Raw genomic sequence first — 16,875 nt, 5'->3', positions numbered from 1 at the left:
CCGCCCTCGGTCAAGCCCGAGTGCGTGGCCGATCAAGGGCATGGGATGGCCGGAATCGCAGGCTCGGCTAGGATCAGGGCAACAGGACGCGACCCCGGAGAGCCCCGGAAAACCGGTTGCCTCACTGCCCGGCAAACAGGCTGGACAGTGACAGGTTGCCTGCGTCCTCATACTGGGAGGAAACCATCATGAAACATCTGATCCTGGCTGGCGCGGCAACTGCCGTGTTCGCTCTTTCCGCTGGCGTTGCGTCGGCCGCTGATGCCCCCAAATGCGGCCTTGCCAACGGCCAGGCGGCCACCGGCACGCCGATCAACATCGGCTCCATCGTCTCCAAGACCGGTCCGGACGACTTCAGCGCCTCGGCCCAGGCGGCCAAGGCCTATTTCGACTGCGTCAACGCCAATGGCGGCATCAATGGCCGTCCGGTGAACTACATCATCGGCGACGACCAGTGGAGCCCGGAAATCGCCGCGCAGCTTGCCGCCAAGCTGGTCGATGACGAGAAGGTCGTTGCCATGGTCGGCAACTCCAGCTTCGTCGAATGCGCCGCCAACGCCAACAGCTATGCCGAGAAGGGCGTCATCGCCATCGCCGGCGTCGGCGTGCCGCGTGAGTGCTTCACGGCCTGGACCTATGCCCCGCTGAACGCGGGTCCGCGGCTGTCGACGCTGGCGGTTGCCGAGCACATCAACAAGACCTCGGGCGCCAAGAAGTTCGTCTGTATCGCCCCGAACATCCCCAATGTCGGTGCCTGGGCCTGTGACGGCGTCACCGTCTGGGCCAACGAGAACGGCGCGGAATCCTCCACCATCCTCATCGATCCGGGTTCATCGGACGCCACCTCGGTCGTGCTGCAGGCCGCCAGCATGAGCCCGGATGCGATCATCCTCAGCCTGCCCAAGGGCGTCATGCTGCCGGTGCTGGTGGCCGCTGAAGAACAGGGCCTCAACGAGACCATCAAGTTCGGCTCGGCCGCCTCGGGCTACAGCCTGGATGTCCCCGGTGCCCTCGGCGAGGCCTGGAACGGCAAGTTCGTCGTCAACATGGAGTTCCAGCCGCTGGATGCCGAGACGCCGGACAACATGAACTGGCGCGCCGTCATGGATGCCCATGCCGGCAAGGATGTCCCGCGCGACACCTTCGCCCAGGCCGGCTACCTCTCCGCCCGCCTTGCCACCGAAGCCATGCTGAAGCTGGATCCGGCCAAGATCGAGCGTGACAGCGTTGCCACGGCGCTTAGTGAAGTGAAGACGTTCGAGAGCGATATCCTGTGTGCGCCCTGGTACTACGGCGCCGAGCTGTCGCGGCACAACGCCAACAACACCCTGCGCAACGCCATCACCGACAACGGATCCTGGAAGACCGTCTCCGAATGCGCCGCCGTCAATGACCCGGAGCTGACAGACATCCGCGCTTTCGAAGCCACGCTTCGCTGAACCTCTCCTCCCCTGCCCGGGCGAACCACGGTTTGCCCGGGCGCTTTTTTATCCTGAAACGCGGTCGGCTTTTGCATGTCCATCCTCCTCGCCTTCGTCGTGTCGGGTCTCGGCATCGGGGCGGTCTACGCCTTGTCGGGTGTCGGCCTCGTGGTTCTGTACCGGGCAACCGGCGTCATCAACTTTGCCTTTGGTGCGCTGGGTGCCCTTGGCGCTTTCGTCGCCTGGAACCTGATTGAACTTGGCCATGCCAACGCACTGGCCTGGCTTGCTGCCATTCTGGTCGCAGCCACAGGTTCCTATGCCTATGGCCGTCTCATCGCGCCGCGTCTGGCCTTCCGCGACCCCGTCGTGCGCTCCGTCGGCACGCTCGGATTTGCCCTCGTCCTGCTCGGCTTCATCGGCTGGTACTGGGGCGAGGTGCCGCGCCGGCTCAATCTGCCGACCGACAAGACGTTCTTCACGATTTTCGGTGCACGCCTCAACATGACGCGGATCATCGCGCTGACGCTCGCCCTTGCCATGGTCGCGGCGATCAGCCTGCTGCTGGCCCGCACCCGTGTCGGCCTCTACCTGCGTTCGCTGGCCGATGACCGCGATCTCAGCGCCATTCTCGGCATCCGCGTGGTGCGGCTGGAGGCCTTTGCCTGGGGCATTTCCGGCGTGTTTGCCGGCATCTGCGGGCTGCTGCTGGCCAATCTCGTCCGCCTCCAGGGCATGCAGCTGACCTTCCTGGTCGTCCCGGCCATTGCGGCCGCCATTCTGGGCCAGCTCCGCTCGCTTCCGGCCACCGCCATCGCCGGCATCGCCATCGGCGTTACCGAAGCGTGCCTCACCGCCGTGCCGGCCATCGCGCCCTATCGCACAGCCGCCCCCTTTGTCATCGCGCTCGTGGCCGTCGCCACCATGCGCGCAAGCCTCCTGACCATGGACCGCCGATGACTTCTCCTTCCCTCCCCGGCGAGCCGGCCCATCTGACCGTCGAACGTCCCGGCCTTGGCCGCTACCGCACCCTCGTCACCATTCCGCTGCTGCTGATGGCCGGCGCTGTGCTCGTCTCGCTCGCCGCCAACGCCTACTGGATCTCGACGCTCACCTCCGCTGCGGCTATTGGCCTCGCTGCTGCCGGCGTTGCGCTGCTCTACGGCCAGCTCGGGCTCGTCTCCCTGTGCCAGTTCAGCCTCATCGGCGTCGGCGGCTGGGTCACGCTGCGCACCGGCTTTGCCTTCGGCTGGCCGTTCGAGCTGTCGCTGCTCTCGGGCGGCATCGCGGCATCACTCGTCGGCGTGCTCTGCGGCCTTCCAGCGCTGCGTCTCAAGGGGCTTTATCTCGCTCTGGTCACGCTGATGCTGGCCGGCGGCTTCCAGGTCATCATCAATGCCTTCGGCTTTCCGGACGGCGGTTCGGGCTTTTTCGGCCGCGCCGATGCCAGCCAGCGCCTGATGCTGCCGCGCCCCCTGCTCGCCACCGGCAACGAGGCCTATTTCCTCTACGCGGTCGGCGTGCTGGCCCTCGGCCTGATGCTCATCGAACTGCACCGGCGGACAAAGCCCGGCCGCTCCTGGGCCATGATCCGCGCTGGCGAAACCACGGCGCTGTCAGCCGGCGTCAACCTGCTGCTCTACAAGGCCTGGGCCTTCGCGCTGGCCGGCTTCCTGGCCGGTCTTGCTGGCGGTGTACTGGCAGCCGGCGTTGGCCAGCTCGACGGCCGCGCCTTCTCGGCAGCGGAATCGCTCAATCTCTTCGCCCTCACCGTGGTCGGTGGGGCCTACAACTGGTTCGGTGCCGTCATCGCCGGGCTGCTCCTGCGCGCCGTCCCGTCCCTGCTGACTGACCACGGCGTTGATGGCTATCTCGCCATGGTCATCTTCGGCGCCGCGCTTCTGCACGCCCTTGTCACCGCGCCGACTGGGATCGCCGGCCAGATTACAGGCCTTGGCCAATGGCTGACCGGTCTGATCGCCAGCGAAAGCACCCCATCGCCAGCGCAACAGGAAGCTCCGGCTTCCGACAAGCTGGCCGCCGAGACCGGGGAAAGACGCCCATGATCCGCATCGAAAATCTCACGGTCCAGTTCGGCGCGGTGCGCCCGCTGGACGGCCTCTCGGCAGAACTGACCCAGCCGATCATCGGCCTCGTCGGCCCCAACGGTGCCGGCAAGACCACGCTGCTCAACGTGTTCTCGGGCTTCATAACCCCCGTCACCGGCTCCATCGAGCTGGACGGCCGCGATCTCCTGCCGCTGTCGCCAACCCGCCGCGTCCAGGCCGGGCTGCGCCGCACGTTCCAGACCGAACAGGTCGCCGATGACCTCTCTGCCTGGGACAATGTCCTCGCGCTGGCCGACCACATCGGCCTCAAGGGCGCAACCATCGGCGATGATGTCGAACGGGCCCTCGCCTTCACCGGCCTCGGCCCCCGTGCCCAGGTGATGGGGGCCGCGCTCAATCTCTATGAGCGGCGCATGGTCGAGATCGCCCGCGCCCTGGTCGGCGGTCCGCGTCTCATCCTGATGGACGAGCCCGGCGCCGGTCTCGACGAGGCCGAAGCGCTGCGCCTGCGCCAGTGCATCCTCGGCATTCCCAAGGCCTTCGGCGCCACGGTGCTGCTGATCGACCACGACGTCGACCTGATTTCCGCCACCTGCGGCGAAACGCTGGTGCTGGATTTCGGCAAGCGCCTCGCCCTCGGCCCCACCCGCACCGTCCTCGATGATCCCGTCGTCCACCGCGCCTATCTCGGAGCTGCCTGAGCCATGAGCACCATCGACGTCTCCGGCCTCGTCCTCCATCGCGGCGGCAAGCGCGTGCTGCATGGCATTGACCTCACCATCACGGCCGGCGAAATCACCGCCCTCGTCGGCGCCAACGGGGCCGGCAAGTCCAGCCTCGTCGGCGCCATGGCCGGGGTCCTGCCGCTCACCGCCGGCCGCATCCTGCTGGACGGGGAGCGCATCGACGGCCGCTCCCCCGACAGCGTCCGCCGCGCCGGCATTGCCATCGTGCCCGAAGGCCACCGGGTGCTGACCAGCCTCACCGTCATCGACAACCTGCGCGCGGCCGGATCGATGCTGCCGCCAGCGGCCCTCTCCAGCGCCATCGAGGAGGTGCTCGCCCTCTTCCCCGAGCTGGTGCAGCGGCTGGAAGTGCGCGGCTGCTCGCTCTCCGGCGGCCAGAAACAGATGGTCGCCATGGGTCAGGCCCTCATCGCCAAGCCGCGCTTCCTCCTGATCGACGAACTTTCGCTGGGCCTTGCCCCGGCCATCGTCAAGCGCCTTGCCGGCACCCTGACCGAGATTGCCGCCAAGGGCACGGGCGTGTTGCTGATCGAGCAGTTCACCACCCTCGCCCTTGCCCTCTCGCGTCAGGCCATGGTGATGGAACGCGGCAACCTGGTCTTCTCCGGCACCGCCGCCGACCTCTCCGCCCGCCCCGACATCCTGCACAGCGCCTACCTCGCCGGCGGCAAGGGGGCGTAGTTGGCACAGACAAAATGACCTTGGAGGTTATGGACTCGGAGGTCTTGCCGCACCGGAACGGCCCCGGCCGTTGCCACCCTCACCGCGCTGTCCCGGCCTTGAGCCGGGACCTGTTTTGATCACATGGACTTGCCATGCGCCTTCACGGTGTCCGTGTGAAGCGCGTGCAACCGCCTCTCCACTTCGGATGCATTGAGAGACGGGCGAGTATCTTCAATCGAAGTCCGCACTCGGCGGCGGACCGCCTCCAGCATCTCGGACGTCATAATGAGGCGGCTGCTTTCAGCGTTCTGCATTGTCGGAGTCCTCATCTCGCCACCGTCATCCCGGCCTAGCTGAGCGCCAGTGATGCGCCGAGCCGGGACCTATCCCGGACGTGAGCCGGGATCCAGACATCAGCCGCGCGCAGCGCGACAAACCAGACCCGACACCCGGTTGTTGCTCCGTTGCTCTTTGGAGCTCGCTTACGCTCGCGCAGACGCGCTGGATTCCGGATCTGCGGTTCGCTCACGCTCACCTTGTCCGGAATGACTGTGCAGGCACAACAGAACATGGTCCACCAACAAGCAAACGCCGCCCCGGCGATCCCGTGGCGGCGTTTTTTCTCAGTCATCGCGACCCTGCGCTATCCCCGCCCAAGCAGGAAGTCGGCGCAGCGTTCGCCGATCATGATCGAGGGGGCGTTGGTGTTGCCGCTGACCAGCGCCGGCATCACCGAGGCATCGGCGATGCGAAGCCGGCCGATGCCGCGCACGCGCAGCTGGCTGTCGACCACCGCCTCGTCGTCCTCGCCCATGCGGCAGGTGCCGGAGGGGTGATAGACCGTCTTGGCATAACGGCGGACATGGTCCTCGATCTGCGCGTCGCTCAGCGTCTCCGCCTCGGAGGGCAGCAGCTCGCGCTCGATCAGCTTCTGCAGCGAGGGCTGGCGCAGGATGCGGCGGGCCAGTTTCACCCCGCGCACCAGCGTGTCCATGTCGTCCTGTTCGGCGAGGAAGTTCGGGTCGAGCAGGATCGGCTCGTTCGGGTCGGCCGAGCGCAGCTTCACCGTGCCGCGCGACTTCGGCCGCAGGAAACAGGGGTTCAGCGACATGCCGTGCCCGGCCAGCGGCTCGCGCCCCACATCGCCCATCAGCGTCGGGATGACATGGAACTGGATATCGGGACGGCCCGAACCGCTCGTGTCGAAAAACCCACCGCATTCCACCACATTCGAGGTCAGCAGCCCGGACCTGGTCATGAAATACTGCAGGCCATGCCGGATCGCCTTCAGCCCCCGGTCCGCACCGAGCAGGCTGATCGGGTCCTTCGCCCTGGCATAGACCGACACCTCCAGATGGTCCTGGAAGTTCCGGCCGACGCCCGGCAGGTCGCGCAGCACCGGGATGCCGAGCGGTTCCAGCTCCGCCGCCGGCCCCAGTCCCGACAGCATCATCAGCTTCGGCGTCGCCAGCGCCCCGGCCGACAGCACCACTTCCGCCCGCGCATGCACGGTGTGCTCGCTGCCGTCCTCGCGGCGGTAGCTGAGCCCTGTCGCTGCACCGTTCTCGATGATCAGCCGCGACACGGCACAGCCCGTGCGCACCACCAGCTTCGAGTTGCCCCTGAGCGGCTTCAGATAGGCGACCGCCGTCGAGGCGCGCTGGCCGTTGCCGGTCGTCGACTGGTAGAAGCCGGTCCCGGCCTGTTCCGCGCCGTTGAAGTCGTCATTGTAGGCGTGGCCAGCCTCCTGCGCCGCCTTGACGAAGGCAAGGCTCAGCGGATGCCGGTGGCGCGGGTCATTGACGCTCTGCGGGCCGTCTGCCCCGTGCCAGGCATTGGACAGGCGCTGGTTGTTCTCCGCCCGCCGGAAGTACGGCAGCACATCGGCATAGGCCCAGCCGCGCGCGCCCATGGCGGCCCAGGTGTCATAGTCCTGCCGCTGGCCGCGGATGTAGATCATTGCGTTGACCGAGGAGCCGCCGCCAAGCGTGCGCCCCTGCGGGATATGCATGACGCGGCCCTCAGCATGCGGCTGAGGCTCGGACTGGTACAGCCAGGTCCGCGCCGTGCCGATGACGCGCACGAAGGTCGCCGGAATATGCACGAACATCGAATTGTCCGCCGGGCCCGCTTCCAGCAGCAGCACGGTCTTGCCGGCATTGACCAGCCTGTGCGCCACGGCAGACCCGGCCGAACCGGCCCCGATGACGACGTAGTCGAAGGTTTCTGTCATGGCTGTCTCACGAATACCGGATGATCACGGTCTTGGATTCCAGATAGGCGTCCAGCGCCGCCCGGCCGTGCTCGCGGCCAATGCCGGACTGCTTGTAGCCGCCGAAGGGCGCGTTGGCGTCGACGGTGTTGTGGCTGTTGACCCACACCGTTCCGGCCTTCAGGGCGCGGCTGGCGTGGAAGGCCTTGTTGAGGTCGCGCGTCCAGATCGAGGCGGCGAGGCCATAGCGGCTGTCATTGGCCAGCCGGATCGCCTCGTCCAGATCGGTGAAGGGCATCGCCGCCACCACCGGGCCGAACACTTCCTCCTGCACGATTTCCATCTCAGAGCTCACGCCGTCGAAGATGGTCGGGGCCACGAAATAGCCGCCGTCCGGCAAGGTCCGCGCGCCGCAGATGCGCCGGGCGCCTGCCGCCTCGGCCCGCTCGATGAAGCCGTTCACCCGGTTGCGGTGGCGGGCGGATACCAGCGGATTGATCTGGGCATTCGGATCAAGGCCCGAGCCCATGGTCATGCTGTCGGCCACCCCGGCCAGTGCTTCCAGCGTCCTGTCATAGACCGATTTCTCGATCAGCAGCCGCGAGGCCGAGGTGCAGACCTGACCCTGGTTGAAGAACATGCCGAGCCCCGCCATCAGCGGTTCCTGGCCCTGATCGGCATCGGCGCAGATGATCATCGGCGACTTGCCGCCCAGCTCCAGCGTGAAGCGGGTCATGGTGTCGAGCGCCTTGCGGCCGATCATCTGGCCGACTTCGGTCGAGCCGGTGAAGGTGATCTTGTCCACCCCGGGATGCGCCGTCAGCGCCGCGCCGGTCACCGATCCCCGGCCGGTGATGATGTTGAGCACGCCTTCCGGCAGGCCGACGCGGGCGGCAATCTCGGCCAGCCGCAGCGCCGTCAGCGGCGTTTCCTCGGCCGGCTTCAGGATCACGGTGCAGCCGCAGGCAAGCGCCGGGGCAATCTTCCAGATGCCCATCAGCAGCGGGAAGTTCCAGGGCACGATCGCTGCCACCACGCCCACCGGCTCCTTGATGGTGGCCGAGAAATGATGGCTTCCCGGCGGCACGGCGATGGAGGTGTCATAGCTCGATCCCTCGATCTTGGTGGCCCAGCCGGCAAAATAGCGCAGCCACTCCACCGATCCGCCGACGCTGAGACCGCGCGCGATGCCAACCGACTTGCCGTTTTCCAGCGTCTCCAGCTCGGCCAGCAGCGCCCCGTCCGCCTCGATGGCATTGGCAAGATCCAGGATCAGCTTCTCCCGGTCCGCCGGGCGCATCCGCGACCACGGCCCCTCAAGTGCGGCACGCGCGGCAACGACCGCCGCCTCGACACCGGCGGCGCCGTATTCCGGCACCTCGGCGATCACCCGCCCGGTTGCCGGGTCATGCACGGCAATGGCCTCGCCGGCCCCCTCGTCGGTGAATGCCCCCTTGATGAAGACGCGATGCGGTCCGTTGAGAAACCGGGCAGCTTCCTCGCTCATCTGCGGGGCGGCAGCCGGCGTTGCGGTCTGGATGGTCATGGGTGTCCTCCCTGCCCGGACGTCAGGGCCGGGCGCTGTTGATGGCTCACCCTAGCGACCCGGCTGCGAGGTCAAAACCGGCTCCACCACACCTTGCGCAGGCAGGCAAGGGACACTGCCCCGCCGGTCAATGTGGGTTTGCCCCATTGCCGGAACGATGGCGCTTTCCATATGGCCACTTTCGGGATAGGCATCAGCCACCTGGAAATTTGTGAACATGACAAGAGATTCTCGCCCCACCCATCGCCGTCTGCCGGCGACCGAGAGCATCGTCTCCCTGTCGGGCGCCGGCATGCGGGTGCGGCTGCGTGATTTCTCCAAGTCACTGCCCATGTCCCTGCTGCGTGCGCGGGAAGCCGTGATGCGCCAGTTCCGCCCCAGCCTTGGCCGGTTCGGCATCACCGAGCAGCAATGGCGCGTGCTGCGGGCCCTTTCCTCAGTCTCCGCAATCGAGGTGCTGGAACTGGCCGACGCCACTTGCCTGCTCGCGCCAAGCCTGTCGCGCATCCTCAAGGGCCTTGAGGAGCGGGATCTTGTGCAGCGCATGGCCGACGAGAACGACATGCGCCGGGTGCTGATCTCCATCAGCCCGGCCGGCCAGGTTCTCATCGACCAGGCCGGCCAGCACTCGGAAGGCATCTATGCCGAGATCACGCGCCGCTATGGTGCCGAGCGCCTCGCCGTCCTGCAGGACATGCTGCGCGAGCTGGACGAAGTCATGAACGACGGTCCGCTCATCGCCGAATCCCTCGGCCTCGACCTCGGCACCCGCACCCCCAGCCCCTCCCCCCGCCGCGGCCGGCCGCGCAAGGGCGACGAGCCCCTCGAAGACTGACGTTTTCATTGCCCGCCACGCCGTCCCGCGCCTCTCCCCCTCGTCATCCCCGCGAAGGCAGGGATCCAGTATCCCCGGTGGGCCTTGGGTGTTCCAGCCGACGACGCCCCGATTACTGGGCTCCTGCCTGCGCAGGAGCGACGAGGTATTTGGTTTTGGCCACTCCGCTCCGCACCTCTCCCCCTCGTCATCCCTGCGAAGGCAGGGATCCAGTATCCCCGGTGGGCCTTGGGTGTTCCAGCCGAGAACGCCCCGGTTACTGGGCTCCTGCCTGCGCAGGAGCGACGAGGCGTTTGGTTTTGGCCACTCCGCCCCGCGCCTCTCCCCCTCGTCATCCCTGCGAAGGCAGGGATCCAGTATCCCCGGTGGGCGTTACGTGTTTCAGCCGACGACGCCCCGGTTACTGGGCTCCTGCCTGCGCAGGGGCGACGAGGCGTTTGGTTTTGGCCACTCCGCCCCGCGCCTCTCCCCCTCGTCATCCCTGCGAAGGCAGGGATCCCGTACCCCCGGTGGGCGTTGTGTGTCTCAGCCGAGAACGCCCCGGTTACTGGGCTCCTGCCTGCGCAGGAGCGACGAGGCGTTTGGTTTTGGCCACTCCGCGCCGCGCCTCTCCCCTCGTCATCCCTGCGAAGGCAGGGATCCAGTAGCCCCTGTGCGCCTTGGGTGTTCCAGCCGAGAACGCCTCGATTACTGGGCTCCTGCCTGCGCAGGAGCGACGAGGCGTTTGGTTTTGGCCACTCCGCCCCGCGCCTCTCCCCCTCGTCATCCCTGCGAAGGCAGGGATCCAGTACCCCCTGTGCGCATTGGGTGTTTCAGCCGATGATGCCCCGGTTACTGGGCTCCTGCCTGCGCAGGAGCGACGACGAGAAAACGCACTGCCCGGCATTTGGCCCCATCCCTACCGGTTCAGCATTTTTCTCGAGGTATCCCACACCCCTCTTCCAATGAGATATTTAATATGTTTATTATCTGGGAGGTTCCACTGGCTGGAACCGTGCCGCACCCGGATCTGGAGGACTGGCGCCACCTGGCGCAGGTGATCCGGACGGCAGAACCAGACCGGTCACCCGAAAGGGAGACAGACCGGCAGATGGCGGGAGGACGTCATGGCTTTCACCCACGCCCCGATGGACATCGGGTCAGGACCGGAACTGCCCGGTCTGGCCCGTCGGCTGTTCGGAAACATCCAGCTCGACTTTGAAACCGAAACCCGTGCCGCGACGCTGCAGTCTGCCGATTTTGGCCCCTGCCGCCTGTCGCGCATCGATGCGACGGCGCATGGCGTGCGCGGTCAGCGGGTGGCGCAGCGGTCCCATGACGTGGATTCCATCAAGCTGATCCTGCAGGCGGATGGCCGTTCGGTGATGGAACAGGGCGGCATGAGCCTGATCGTCGGCACAGGCTCCATGCTGCTTTATGACCCGACCCGCCCTTACGCCCTCAACAACGTCTCGCGCATCACTCAGTTCCTGTTGCAGGTGCCCCGGCACAATTTTTCGGCGGCCCTGCTTCAGCGTCTCACCGGCCCGCATCTCTTCACGGCCGAACAGAACGGAATATCACGCATCGTTGCCGGCCTTGTCCGCAACGCAATGACGGAGGCGCCCGTGCTTGATGAAACTGCTCGCGCCCGCGTTGGCGACACGATTGTCCGCCTCGCCACCAGCCTGATCCTGCCCGAGGAAACCGAGGACGAACGCGATTCCATGTCGCTGAAGATCCTGCGGAGCCGGGTGAAGGCCTATGTCGAGACCAATCTGGCCCGTCCCAATCTCGATGTCGAAGAAATCGCCCAGCGCATGGGGTGCTCGCGCCGCTACATCTTCCGCGCCTTCGAGGCCGAGAACGTGACCCCGGCCAGCTTCCTGTGGGACCTGCGGCTGGAGCGGGCCCACGCCCGGCTCACAGACCCGGCCTTTCGCGGCAGCTCGATCTCGGAAGTCGCCTATTCCTGCGGCTTCTCCTCCAGCGCCCACTTCTCCCGCGCCTTCCGCAAGCGCTACGGCTGCACCCCCAGCCAGCTGCGCGGCGAGATGGCGGGGTAAGGCTGGTTTGAGGTACGACCTCTCCGCCCCCCCTCCCCCTCGTGGGGAGGGGTGAGGGGTGGGGGGCACGGGAGGCCGTTAGATCACAAGGCATCTGAAATCAGCCTGGTCAGTAACGTCGGGAATTGGATTTAAGTCCACTCCGCCCACCCCCAAACCCCTCCCCACGAGGGAGAGGGGAGCTTCGAGGCTCCGACAGTTCAAACTTTCTCGACACAATCTTTCACATGGATCATGTGACAGACATCAAATGCGATCGCCCTCCCCACGAGGGAGAGGGGGCTGGGACGCATCGAAAGCCGTCTGGCCACAGAAGCGATAGCCCTGCCCCAGTAGGAGCGAGCTGGCCTGAAGCGCGCCCCTTCAGATCAGCGCCGTCACCGCCCGTTCAACACCACGCAGTTCGGCAAGGCCGCGCAGGCGGCCGATGGCGGGGTAGCCGGGGGTCGAGGTCTTGCGCAGGTCGTCGAGCAACTGATGGCCATGGTCCGGGCGCATGGGCAGAGCGATGCCGCGCCGGCGTTCGGTTGCGACGATCTCGCGGATCACGGCAACCATGTCGACATCGCCGTCCAGATGCCCCGCCTCGTGGAAGGTCAGGCCGCCTTCCTCGCGCTTGGTCGCACGCAGATGCAGGAAATGCACCCGGTCCGCATGGGTGCGGAACATGGCACAGAGGTCGTTGTCGGGCCGCACACCATAGGATCCGGTGCAGAAGGTGAAGCCGTTGGCCGGGCTGTCGACCATGGCGGCAATTGCCTGCATGTCGGCGGCGGTCGAGACGATGCGCGGCAGGCCGAACAGCGGGCGCGGCGGATCGTCCGGGTGGATCGCCAGCACGACGCCTTCCTTTTCGGCAACCGGCACCACGATCTTCAGGAACGCCGCCAGATTGGCGCGCAGGCGCTCGGCGTCGGTTTCGGCATAGGTGGCCAGCCGCGCCTTGAAGCTGTCCAGCGAATAGCTTTCCTCAGCGCCCGGCAGTCCGGCAATGATGTTGGCGGTAAGCCTGGCGATGTCGGCGCCGGACATGGCCGCATGGGCCGCCCGCGCGGTTGCGATCTCGGCGGCGCTGTAGCTCGCCTCTGCCCCGTCCCGCCGCAGGATGAACAGGTCGAAGGCGGCAAAGGCCACAGCATCGAAGCGCAGGCATTTCGCCCCGTCCGGCAGTTCATAGGCGAGGTCCGTGCGGGTCCAGTCGATCACCGGCATGAAGTTGTAGCAGATCGTGCGGATGCCGCAGCGCGCAAGGTTGGTCAGGCTCTCGGCCCAGGCCTCGGCATAGCGCTCCCAGCCCGGCGCGGCGGTCTTGATGTCCTCATGCACCGGGATGCTCTCGACCACGGCCCAGGTCAGGCCGGCAGCCTCGATCATGGCCTTGCGCTCGAGGATCCGCTCCACAGGCCAGACCACGCCATTGGGCAGGTCATGCAGCGCGGTCACGATACCGGTCGCGCCGGCCTGCCGGATATCGGCGAGGGAAACGGGATCGGCAGGGCCGAACCAGCGCCAGGTCTGTTGCATCTTGGTCTGTCCTCAGTTGGAGGCGGTCTTGTTGTTCAGGTGATGATGGGGCACAGGTCAGGACACGGCAGCGGCAACGAGGCCGCTGTCGAACAGGTAACCGTCGAACTCCGGGTCATCGACGTCCGAGAGTTCCATCAGTGTCTGGCGCACGTTTTCCAGGTGCTGCCACATGGCCTGACGCGCCGCGCGCGGGTCCTTGCACTGCAGCGCCGTCAGGATCGCCTGATGGTCCTCCAGCCAGCGGCCGCGGTAGCTGACATCGAAGATACGGGCATGCAGGCGTTCCCACATCGGGCTCTGCTCGCGCTTGCCCCACAGCTCGTCGATCATGTCGACCAGCACGCTGTTCTGCGTCGCCTCGGCGATGAGATGATGGAACAGCTCGTCGCCGGAATAGTCGCCGCTGCCCTCCTCGATGGCGCGGCGCTCCATGTCCAGCGCCTCGCGCATGCGCAGGATGTCGGCCTTGGTCACGGTCGTGGCGGCAAAGGCTGCGATGGAGCTTTCCAGCACCTGCCGCGCCTGCAGCAGTTCAAACGGGCCGATATCGCCGCGCGGATCTTCCGCGTCGCCGGCCGGAAGGCGCACCACATAGGTGCCCGAGCCCTTGCGCACGTCGACAAGGCCCTCGATCTCGAGCCGGATGATTGCTTCGCGCACCAGCGAGCGCGACACGCCCATCTCGTCCGAGATCTGGCGTTCCGGCTTCATCCGGTCACCGACCTTGTAACGGCCCTCGGCCAGCTCCCTGCGGAGCGCTTCGGCCACCTCTTCGTAGCGCCGTTTGCCCGCCGCTTCGATCATGCTTCTCCCCCGCCGCCGCGCGCCTGGTCCTCGTCCCGGCGCTCGGCGTAATAGGCCGAAAGCACCGCGAAGGCCTCCTTCTTGGTCGCCTTGTCACCGGCGATCAGGCCCTTCTTGTTGAAGCCCTTCTGGAACACATTCTGCCGCCGTTCGACACGGAAGTCATAGAGGATCCAGGGCGACATCCCCTTCACGTAGTCAAGCGGACGCAGCGTCGCAATCTGCTTTTCGTAGACTTCGGTCTGGTAGGCCTCGCTGAACAGCGCCCGGCGCGGGCCGGTGGCGCTGATGTCGGCATCGGCGCCGGTCTCGGAGATCACCACCGGCTTGCCCGGGTTGGAATTGCGACCGATGGCGGCGAGATCCTCGAAGTTCTCCTCGTACCAGCCGTAATACTCGTTGATGCCGATGACATCGATGTGGTCGGCCAGCCGGTCCTCGATGCAGGTCTTGGCGTGGTTGACGAGACAGGCCGCCGAGGTCAGCCGGGTCGGGTCATAGGCCTTGGCTGTCTCGGCAAGGCCGCGCATGAAGGCGAGCCGCGCATCGGTGTCCGGGTTCTCGTTGCCGACCGACCAGATGATGACGGAGGCGCGGTTGCGGTCGCGCTTGATCAGCTCGATCAACTGGTTCTCGGCATCGCGGTAGGTGGCCGGATTGGCAAAGTCGATCGCCCAGTAGACCGGGATCTCTTCCCAAAGCAGGAACCCGAGCTCATCCGCCATCTCGGCGGCGCGCTCGTGGTGCGGATAATGGGCAAGGCGGAGGTAGTTGCAGTTCAGCTCCCGCGCATGGGCAAAGCGGCGGGCGAGGTCTTCCTCGCGCATCACCTTGCCGAGCGTACGGTCGTCCTCATGCACGGAAATGCCGCGCAGGAACAGCGGCTTGCCGTTGAGGTGGATCTCGTCGCCAACCGTGCGGATCTCGCGGAAGCCGATACGGTCACGGACGCTGTCCGCGCCCGCCGTCAGGCGCACGTCGTAGAGCACCGGGCTCTCCGGCGACCACAGCGCGGGCTTGGCCGCGATCTCGATGACGCCGCGCCCACTGGCGTCCAGCGCAAGGGTGGTGTCAATGCCAAGCGCCGGGATTTCCAGCCGCGCCGAATTCGCGCCCTCGACCGCCACTTCGGCGCGGATCGTGCCGAAGCGGCCGTCGGGCACCAGATGAACGAAGAGATCGCGGATCAGCGTCTTCGGCGTCTCGAACAGCTCCACCTCGCGGTAGACGCCGCCGTAATTGAACCAGTCGGTGTTGCGCATCGGCACGCGGTCCAGCGTGCGGGTGTTGTTGACCATCAGCATCAGCCAGTTGCGGCCGGGCTTCAGGTGCTCGGTCAGCTCCACCATGAAGGGCGTCGAGCCGCCGTAGTGGTTGCCGAGGAAGGCGCCGTTGAGGAAGACCTTGCAGTCATATTGCGCCGCGCCCACGCGCAGGAACTTGCGCGTGTCCGGGTTGATCGCGGCCATGTCGAGCGGCCGGGTGTACCAGGCGCTGCCTTCAAAGAAGTACCACTTCTCCTTCAGCATCTGCCAGTTGGAGGGCACCGGCACTGTCTCGCCCTCATAGGGATCATAGTCCCAGGGCTCGGGCCGCTCCTCGGCCGCCATCGGCAGCATGGCAAACCACTTCTGCCGCAGCCCGGTGTCGAGCAGGTCAACGCAGAAGTTCCAGTCGCCGTTGAGGCTGATGCGCGGGCGGCCACGGGTGAAGACCAGCGTCGAATGGTTCAGCGCCTGCGTGTTGAACGGGCGGTCATAGTCCTCGTCATGCAGCGCCTGCAGGGCGTTTTCGGCGAGGGCGGAACGTTCGAGCACGGCAGGTCTCCGAATGGCAGAAGCAACGAGGTCATGAAGATGGAAAGACGCAGACCCCGGGATGCAACCAGCCCGGGGTCTGACTTGGGTCTTAGTTGGCGGTCGCCTGGATGCGCTTGATGAGGTCGGCGATGCGCGGCGACTTGGCAGCGGCCTCGTCATACATCGGCTTCACGGCTTCCACGAACGGGGCCTTCTCGACGGCCACGAACTTCACGCCCATTTCCTTCTCGGCCTGTTCCTTGCCGGCGGCAACCTGCTTGTTCCAGCCGTCGCGGTGGAAGTCCATGGACTCGCGCGCGGCCTGCTTCAGCGCCTTCTGCTGGTCTTCGGTCAGGCCGTCCCAGGTCTGGGTCGAGATCATCACCACCGACGGGATCATGGTGTGTTCGTTCTCGGAATAGACCTTGGCGATTTCGCCATGGCGGTTGACGGTCAGCGCCAGCGGGTTGTTCTCGGCGCCATCAACCACGCCCTGCTGCAGGGCGCTGTAGAGTTCACCGAAGGCAATCGGCGTCGGGGCGGCGCCCAGCAGTTCGACCATGCGGATGGCCGACGGGCTCGGCTGCACGCGGATCTTCATGCCCTTCAGGTCGGCCGGGGTCTTGATTTCCTTGTTGGAGTAGAAGGAGCGCGCACCTTCCACGTAGTAGGCCAGGCCAACGAAGCCCTTGTCCTTGGAGGCGGCCAGGATATCGTCACCGATGTCGCCGGAGAGCACCTTGTAGTAGTGGTCGTCGTTCGCAAAAATGAACGGCAGGTTCAGCGCCGAATAGGACTCTTCGAAGGCTTCCAGCTCGCTGGCGTTGGAGCGGGCCATGTCGAGCGTGCCATTCTGCATCAGTTCCATGGACTCGCGCTGGTTGCCCAGCTGCGCGTTGGCATAGACGCGGATCTTGATGTCGCCGTTGGTCAGCTCATCCACGCGCTTGCCCATGAATTCCATCGACTTGTGCAGCGGATGGTCTTCCGGGTTGTTATGGTTCAGCTTCAGCGTCTTGGCGTCGGCGGCGGTGGCAAAGGCCATGAGGGCAACACCCGCCAGAACGGCGAGACGGTTCATCATACGCATGTCAAAATTCCTCCCGATGATCCCGTCCGGCTCGTCAGGCTCCCATCCTCCCCGCGCATGCTGTGGCGGGGCGGCGGATCACCGGTCCGGACGACTTGGCCGATCAGTCTAGGCTCGG

Annotated in this window: 13 protein-coding genes; 7 read left to right on the top strand and 6 right to left on the bottom strand. The window is 66.1% G+C overall.

Features of this window, described 5'->3' with window-relative positions:
- Positions 1 to 188 precede the first annotated feature (188 nt).
- From C8348_RS02855 to C8348_RS02835, 5 genes are all read left to right on the top strand, one after another.
- Positions 189 to 1,439 carry an ABC transporter substrate-binding protein gene (locus tag C8348_RS02855; protein ID WP_106751765.1) on the top strand — a complete coding sequence of 417 codons (1,251 nt, stop codon included), beginning with the start codon at positions 189 to 191 and terminating at the stop codon, positions 1,437 to 1,439.
- A gap of 75 nt (positions 1,440 to 1,514) precedes the next feature.
- A complete protein-coding gene (locus C8348_RS02850) occupies positions 1,515 to 2,381 on the top strand; it encodes a branched-chain amino acid ABC transporter permease (RefSeq protein ID WP_106751764.1) in 867 nt (288 codons plus the stop codon).
- Positions 2,378 to 3,487, top strand: a complete 1,110-nt coding sequence (locus tag C8348_RS02845) for a branched-chain amino acid ABC transporter permease (RefSeq protein WP_106751763.1) — start codon at positions 2,378 to 2,380, stop codon at positions 3,485 to 3,487. Before C8348_RS02850 ends, C8348_RS02845 begins: the two co-directional genes overlap by 4 nt.
- Positions 3,484 to 4,191, top strand: a complete 708-nt coding sequence (locus C8348_RS02840; protein ID WP_106751762.1) for an ABC transporter ATP-binding protein — start codon at positions 3,484 to 3,486, stop codon at positions 4,189 to 4,191. Before C8348_RS02845 ends, C8348_RS02840 begins: the two co-directional genes overlap by 4 nt.
- A 3-nt stretch (positions 4,192 to 4,194) precedes the next feature.
- Entirely contained in the window at positions 4,195 to 4,917 is a 723-nt protein-coding gene (locus tag C8348_RS02835; protein WP_106751761.1) for an ABC transporter ATP-binding protein, read from the top strand.
- Positions 4,918 to 5,542: 625 nt separating this feature from the next.
- Here C8348_RS02835 and C8348_RS02830 read toward each other — a convergent pair.
- Together C8348_RS02830 and C8348_RS02825 are read right to left on the bottom strand one after the other, a co-directional pair.
- Complete coding sequence (locus C8348_RS02830; RefSeq protein ID WP_106751760.1) at positions 5,543 to 7,132, bottom strand: GMC family oxidoreductase; 1,590 nt, start codon at positions 7,130 to 7,132, stop codon at positions 5,543 to 5,545.
- 7 nt (positions 7,133 to 7,139) lie between these two features.
- Positions 7,140 to 8,657: an aldehyde dehydrogenase family protein gene (locus C8348_RS02825; RefSeq protein WP_106751759.1), complete on the bottom strand. Its 1,518-nt coding sequence runs from the start codon at positions 8,655 to 8,657 to the stop codon at positions 7,140 to 7,142.
- A 292-nt stretch (positions 8,658 to 8,949) separates the two neighbouring features.
- Here C8348_RS02825 and hpaR point away from each other — a divergent pair, with 292 nt between their 5' ends.
- Both hpaR and C8348_RS02815 read left to right on the top strand, forming a co-directional pair.
- The gene (gene hpaR, locus C8348_RS02820; protein ID WP_106752024.1) at positions 8,950 to 9,492 is read left to right on the top strand and encodes a homoprotocatechuate degradation operon regulator HpaR; all 543 of its coding nucleotides are present in this window, start codon (positions 8,950 to 8,952) and stop codon (positions 9,490 to 9,492) included.
- A gap of 1,106 nt (positions 9,493 to 10,598) precedes the next feature.
- On the top strand, positions 10,599 to 11,537 hold the full coding sequence (locus C8348_RS02815; protein WP_106751758.1) for a helix-turn-helix domain-containing protein: 939 nt from the start codon (positions 10,599 to 10,601) through the stop codon (positions 11,535 to 11,537).
- Between the two features lie 363 nt (positions 11,538 to 11,900).
- Here C8348_RS02815 and uxuA read toward each other — a convergent pair whose 3' ends face one another.
- From uxuA to C8348_RS02795, 4 genes are all read right to left on the bottom strand, one after another.
- A complete protein-coding gene (gene uxuA, locus C8348_RS02810) occupies positions 11,901 to 13,061 on the bottom strand; it encodes a mannonate dehydratase (RefSeq protein WP_106751757.1) in 1,161 nt (386 codons plus the stop codon).
- Between the two features lie 57 nt (positions 13,062 to 13,118).
- The gene (locus C8348_RS02805) at positions 13,119 to 13,868 is read right to left on the bottom strand and encodes an FCD domain-containing protein (protein WP_106751756.1); all 750 of its coding nucleotides are present in this window, start codon (positions 13,866 to 13,868) and stop codon (positions 13,119 to 13,121) included.
- Positions 13,865 to 15,685 carry a glycoside hydrolase family 2 protein gene (locus tag C8348_RS02800; protein ID WP_106751755.1) on the bottom strand — a complete coding sequence of 607 codons (1,821 nt, stop codon included), beginning with the start codon at positions 15,683 to 15,685 and terminating at the stop codon, positions 13,865 to 13,867. The genes C8348_RS02805 and C8348_RS02800 overlap by 4 nt, the downstream gene beginning before the upstream one ends.
- 91 nt (positions 15,686 to 15,776) lie before the next feature.
- Positions 15,777 to 16,757 (bottom strand): TRAP transporter substrate-binding protein, encoded by a 981-nt coding sequence (locus C8348_RS02795; RefSeq protein ID WP_208983504.1) that lies wholly within the window; start codon positions 16,755 to 16,757, stop codon positions 15,777 to 15,779.
- Between the last annotated feature and the right edge of the window lie 118 nt (positions 16,758 to 16,875).

It is taken from the genome of Pannonibacter carbonis, assembly GCF_003012935.1.
Lineage (GTDB): Bacteria > Pseudomonadota > Alphaproteobacteria > Rhizobiales > Stappiaceae > Pannonibacter > Pannonibacter carbonis.
The sequence above is the reverse complement of the archived record's forward strand: the minus strand, read 5'-3'. Positions and strand labels throughout refer to the sequence as shown.